We start from the raw sequence: 5,624 nt of genomic DNA on the forward strand, positions 1-5,624 counted from the left end.
GGCGATACTTCCACGAACACTTCCGGCAGCTTCAGATTGATTCCGTGCGATTTGTTGGTCAGGTTGCCTTCATGGAACTGCTCCAGCAGGCGTCCGTTGTTCAGGACGAGATCGAATTCGGCCGGGTATTCCACCGGCGGAACGTAGCCGACCAGTGAGAAGCGCGCCTTTTTGTCCGGGAAGAAGAAGCCGTCCGTATAGAGCAGCGGCGTGTGTTCCCCGCTCGCCGAGCCCCAGATGAAGCTGCCCCAGCCTTCCAGCACGTCATAGCTGCACTGGGAGAAGAACGGGGTCAGGCTGGCCATTTCGGCGAAAATTTCGCTCGGATGGGTATAACCCCAATCATACCCGAGACGCTTGGCGATCTGGGTTGTGATCCACCAGTCCGGCTTGGAGTCGCCGAGCGGCTCCAGCACCTGATATAGGCGCTGAACGCGCCGCTCCGTATTGGTGAAGGTGCCTTCTTTCTCCAGTGACGGCGCGGCAGGCAGAATGACGTCGGCGAACTGGGCTGTCTGTGACAGAAATACGTCCTGCACGACGAAGAAGTCGAGCTTCGCCAGCACCTCGTGCACATGGTTGGCGTTGGAGTCGACCCAGGCCATATCCTCGCCGACGAGGTACATCGCCTTCATGTCGCCACGGTCGATCGCATCGATCATCTGGATGTTGTCCATACCCGGCTGCGGCGAAATCGCCACGCCGTAAGCTTTTTCGAACCGCGTCCGCGCTTCGTCGTTTGAGACGTGTTGGTATCCCGGCAGCCACGGCGGCAGCGTGCCCATGTCGCAGGCGCCCTGCACGTTGTTATGCCCGCGCAGCGGGTAAGCTCCGGCGCCGGGACGCATGTAGTTGCCTGTAGCGAGCAGCAGGTTGGAGATGGCCGCCGACGTGTGCGAGCCGGCGATGTTTTGGGTGACGCCCATGCCCCAGCAGATGACGGTGCCGTCGGCGTCGCGGATCATCTCGGCGATCGAGATGAGCGTCTCCTTGGCAATGCCGGTTTCCTGCTCGGCGTACTCGAGCGTGAAGGTGTCCAGCAGCTGCTGGTATTCGGCAAACTGATTGACATACTGGTCGATAAACGCCTGCTGGTGCCATCCCTGGTCAATCATGTATTTCGTGACGGCCGTCAGCCATACGAAGTCCGTTCCCTGCTTCGGACGGATGAACAGGTCCGATCGCTCGGCCATCTCATGCTTGCGCAGGTCGGCGACGACCAGCTTCTGCCCGTGCAGCTTGTGCGCCCGCTTGATCCGGGTCGCCAGGACCGGATGGCCTTCGGCCGGCGCGCAGCCGATCAAGATAACGAGGCCTGCTGACGCGATGTCCTGGATCGTGCCGGCGTCGCCGCCGATGCCGACCGTCGACATCAGTCCGTCCGAAGCCGGAGACTGGCAGTAGCGGGAGCAGTTGTCCACGTCATTGGTTTCAAACACCTGGCGGGCCAGCTTTTGGATCACATAGTTCTCTTCGTTCGTAATTTTCGAGGAAGAAATAAAGCCGACTGAATGGTTGCCGTACTCCTTACGGATGCCTCCGAGGCGTTCGGCGACCAGGTTCAGCGCCTCATCCCAGGTAGCTTCTACGAAGGCGTCTCCCTGCCGGATCAGCGGGGTCGTAATCCGCTCTTCGCTGTTGACGAAATCCCAGCCGAATTTGCCTTTGACACAGGTGGAGATCGCGTTGACCGGCGCATCGTGGGAAGGCTGTACCTTCAAAATTTTCCGGCCTTTGGTCCACACCTCGAAGGAGCAACCGACGCCGCAGAACGTGCATACCGTTTTGGTCTTGCGCGTGCGTGTGTCCCGCATCGCCGCTTCGATCTCCGAAACGGCGAAGATGCCGCTGTATCCCGGCTCCACTTCCTTGACGAGGTCGATCATCGGATTCAATACTTCCTCGTTGATGCCTGTCATGAAGCCGGCCTCACCCAGCATCGATTTTTCCATGAGGGCGTTGCACGGGCAGATGGTGACGCATTGGCCGCAGCTGACGCAGGACGAGTCGTTGATATCGACCCCGTTGTCCCACTTGACCCGCGGGATGTCTGCTTCCCAATCGATGGAAAGGGTTTCATTCACCTGCAGATTTTGGCAGACCTCAACACACTGTCCGCAGGCAATGCATTGATTCGGGTCATAACGGTAGAACGGATGGGACATATCGACTTCCGAAGGTTCGACCTTCGGCCGGTACGGGTACTTCTGGTGTTCGATTTCCATCATTTCGGCGGTATTATGCAGCTTGCAGTTGCCGTTGTTGTTGTCGCATACGGTGCAGTAGAGCAGATCGGTCCATCGCTTCCGTCTGTGCAGCCTTGGCGGATGCGGAAGACAGCTTGACGTTCATTCCCGAAACGGCAATGGTCGAGCAGGCGCGCGCAAGCTTCCCGTCGATTTCTACAATACATGTGTCGCACGTCTGGATCGGGTCTACCTCGAGGAACATAACAAATTTGCGGATGCGACAGGCCGGCAAGGTTGATCGCCTCGAGCACGGTCATGCCCGATGTGACTTCCACCGCCTGTCCGTCGAGCGTAATGTTAACAAAATTTTGGTTCACGAACATAAAAACCCCCTTTTCACCCCCAATGTTAAAATGGAACCGCCAAGCGTCCCGGTGTTTGCAGCGCTTCGGCGGGTGTCCATAAGCTAAAGAGCAGGCCATAAAACAAAAAAACTCCACTAAACCCGTCTCCGCTAATCATTGTGCGCGGCAGGTTGTAGTGGAGTAACCGATTAGCATTGGCCTACTAATGGATCATTCCGGCGCCTGTATGGCATAAATGTATTCTCGTCATGATTATACTACGCCCGGGCAGAAAAACAAGGTTGAATTATTCTGTACAATCCTACTAAGATTTAGTATAGTGTTAAACTTGTGATGAGGTGAGAATGGGATGAAGAAGGAAGTTGCGTTTAACGATATCATTCGCAAAGTGAGGAAAGATACGTTCGGAAAAGGTCCGGAACGCATTCATACCACGTTTGTCGAGAACATGGCGATCACCCGGATGCACGGCAATTTCACACCTACTGAAAAGTTTATCGCACAGTCCGAAGACGGCAAGAAGATGGTGCACAGCGCGAGAACACACATGATCAAGGAGCTGTACAAATCCCAGGTCCCTGAAGGGCTGGAGGAGCTGTGCGGATCGAAGCTGATCCATCTGTTTACGGATATCAAGGTGGAAGAAGACATGGCCGTTTCGGTCTTTATGTTCGAGAAAAATATAGAGCAGGGATGAAGCGATGATGGAGGCTGTGACGAGCAGGCCGGGCATGATCCGGTATGAACAGGGAAAGATGGAGGAAAAGACCGACTTGGTCGTGAACGAGCATCCGGTAACGATCAAAATCAACGGCGAGGAATTTGCGACCCTCGTCTGTACGCCCGAATACATTGAAGATATGGCTGTCGGTTATCTCGCATCGGAAGGCGTCATTTCAAGCATTGAGGAAATCAAGGACTTATGGGTTCAGGAAGAGGAGGGGTTCGTTCACGCGTCTGTAAGCAAGTGGAGTCCACTCCATCGCCAGCTATACAGCAAAAGGTACGTCACGTCCTGCTGCGGCGCCAGCCGGCAGGGCTTTGTGTTTTTCAATGACGCGAAAACGGCCAAGGTGCTGGACCAGGCTCCGGTGGAGCTGTCCTTTGACGATTGCTTCCGGCTCGTGCGGGAGATGCAGGAGGGAGCCGAGACGTTTAACCGTACGGGCGGTGTGCATAACGCCGCTTTGTGCGACCGAAACGGGATTCTTCTGTCGAGAATGGATATCGGGCGACATAACGCACTGGATAAAATTTATGGTTACTGCCTGAAAAACGACATCGCGGTGGATGATAAAATTATCGTGTTCAGCGGCAGAATTTCCTCGGAAATATTGCTGAAGGTGGCGAAAATCGGCTGTGCCGTCATCCTGTCCAAATCGGCGCCAACGGAGCTTGCGCTGGATCTGGCGGACAATTTGGGCATTACGGCCGTCGGCTTTATTCGCGGCCAATCCTGCAACGTGTATACCCACCCGCACCGCATTGTGGAGTGCAGGCCGCAATCCTGAGCGGCCCCAGGCGTACCTGCTGCAGCAGCACGAATTGTTTCGGGCACCAGCCCACATCAAGGGAATTTGCAGCTTCAAATGAAGGAGGGATCATCATGGAAACCCATGATCAATACAACCGTATACTCAGAGATTTGAGGCTTTCCGTGACGGACCGCTGCAATTTCCGCTGCCGGTATTGCATGCCCGAGGAAATCTTCGGCAAGGATTACGCTTTTTTGTCCAGGGAACATATTCTTAGCGTCGAGGAAACGGTGCGGATTACGCGGATTTTCACCCGTCTCGGGGCCCGCAAAATCCGCATCACCGGCGGCGAACCGCTGCTGCGCAAGGAGCTTCCGGATATTATTCGGGAGGTGTCCCGGATCCCTGGCGTGGAGGACGTTGCCTTGACGACGAACGGCAGCCTGCTCGCCCGGCACGCCCGGACGCTGCGTGAGGCGGGCTTGATGCGCGTCGCCGTCAGCTTGGATGCGCTCGATGACGACACTTTTTTGGCGATGAACGGCGGAAAGGCCAAGGTGGCGCAGGTGCTGGAGGGCATTGACGCCGCCGCCGAAGCAGGTCTGGCCTTGAAGGTTAACATGGTGGTGCAGAAGGGCGTCAACGAGCATGCCCTGCTGCCTATGGTCCGCTATTTCCGCGAGCGGGGCCATATTTTGCGCATGATCGAATATATGGATGTCGGCAATACGAACGGTTGGAACTGGGATCAGGTCGTCAGCAAGCGTGAGATGCTGGAGCGGATTCACGCCGAATTTCCGCTGGCGCCTGCCGATCCCAACTATGAGGGAGAGGTGGCTTCCCGCTTCCGGTTTCTTGACGGCCAAGGCGAAATTGGCGTCATTTCATCCGTCAGCGACGCCTTCTGCTCCACCTGTACGCGGGGCCGATTATCGGCGGACGGCATGTTCTACACCTGCCTGTTCGCGACGAAGGGGCATGACCTGAGGGAATGGCTGCGTTCAGGCGCAACCGACGACGAGATCGCGGATCATATCATAGCCATTTGGGAAGGACGGCATGACCGGTATTCGCTGGACCGCGGTAAAGCCAGCACGGGTACGGGCCGGGAAGCCAAGGTGGAAATGTCCCGGATCGGCGGATGACGGCTTGTTCCGCTCTGGCTTCCTAGAATGTACATCGATCAACGTTTTCTTTAAAATTGTTGACAAATTTATGAACCGGTGTTTATCATATGTATGAAATGTCATAGACAAATGGGGTGGATGTAGGGAATGCACCTGCCCTATTCGTTACGTGTCATGTGTGTTTGATCTCCCTATAGGAATCGGGTAGGGGAATTAACCGCTGTCAATCAACTTTCGGCTGCAGGGCCGGGGTTTGATTTGTGGCGGTTTTTTGTTGTTGGAATGAACAAGGGAAAGTGGATCTTTTTGCGAATCACAGGCTTTTATCGAAGAAAGTTACGAAGGAAAATGGAAGGAATGGTACGATGTCGTCTTTTTATTCACCGCAGCAAATTCGTGATATTGCCATTGAAACAGGGGAGAAGAAAGCCAAACTGCCGCTGTCCGCGGTCCTCATTCTCGGCTTCC

3 protein-coding genes and 2 pseudogenes are annotated in these 5,624 nt (G+C 55.4%); 4 read left to right on the forward strand and 1 reads right to left on the reverse strand.

Features of this window, described 5'->3' with window-relative positions; genetic code table 11:
- Nucleotides 1-2,572 (reverse strand): annotated as a pseudogene (fdhF, locus tag CPT76_RS26670) (formate dehydrogenase subunit alpha); the annotation flags it as partial.
- A gap of 331 nt (nucleotides 2,573-2,903) precedes the next feature.
- Here fdhF and CPT76_RS26675 point away from each other — a divergent pair.
- The 4 genes and pseudogenes from CPT76_RS26675 to CPT76_RS42320 form a co-directional block, all read left to right on the forward strand.
- The gene (locus tag CPT76_RS26675; protein WP_076173660.1) at nucleotides 2,904-3,251 is read left to right on the forward strand and encodes a Na-translocating system protein MpsC family protein; all 348 of its coding nucleotides are present in this window, start codon (nucleotides 2,904-2,906) and stop codon (nucleotides 3,249-3,251) included.
- A gap of 7 nt (nucleotides 3,252-3,258) precedes the next feature.
- Nucleotides 3,259-4,065, forward strand: coding sequence for a formate dehydrogenase accessory sulfurtransferase FdhD (gene fdhD / locus CPT76_RS26680; RefSeq protein WP_105445098.1), 807 nt, complete (start codon nucleotides 3,259-3,261; stop codon nucleotides 4,063-4,065).
- A 95-nt stretch (nucleotides 4,066-4,160) separates the two neighbouring features.
- The gene (gene moaA / locus CPT76_RS26685; protein ID WP_105445052.1) at nucleotides 4,161-5,174 is read left to right on the forward strand and encodes a GTP 3',8-cyclase MoaA; all 1,014 of its coding nucleotides are present in this window, start codon (nucleotides 4,161-4,163) and stop codon (nucleotides 5,172-5,174) included.
- Between the two features lie 347 nt (nucleotides 5,175-5,521).
- Nucleotides 5,522-5,624, forward strand: a pseudogene (locus CPT76_RS42320) (formate/nitrite transporter family protein); the annotation flags it as partial.

Origin of the sequence: Paenibacillus sp. AR247 (genome assembly GCF_002968895.1) — a bacterium.
GTDB classification, from domain to species: domain Bacteria; phylum Bacillota; class Bacilli; order Paenibacillales; family Paenibacillaceae; genus Paenibacillus_AQ; species Paenibacillus_AQ favisporus.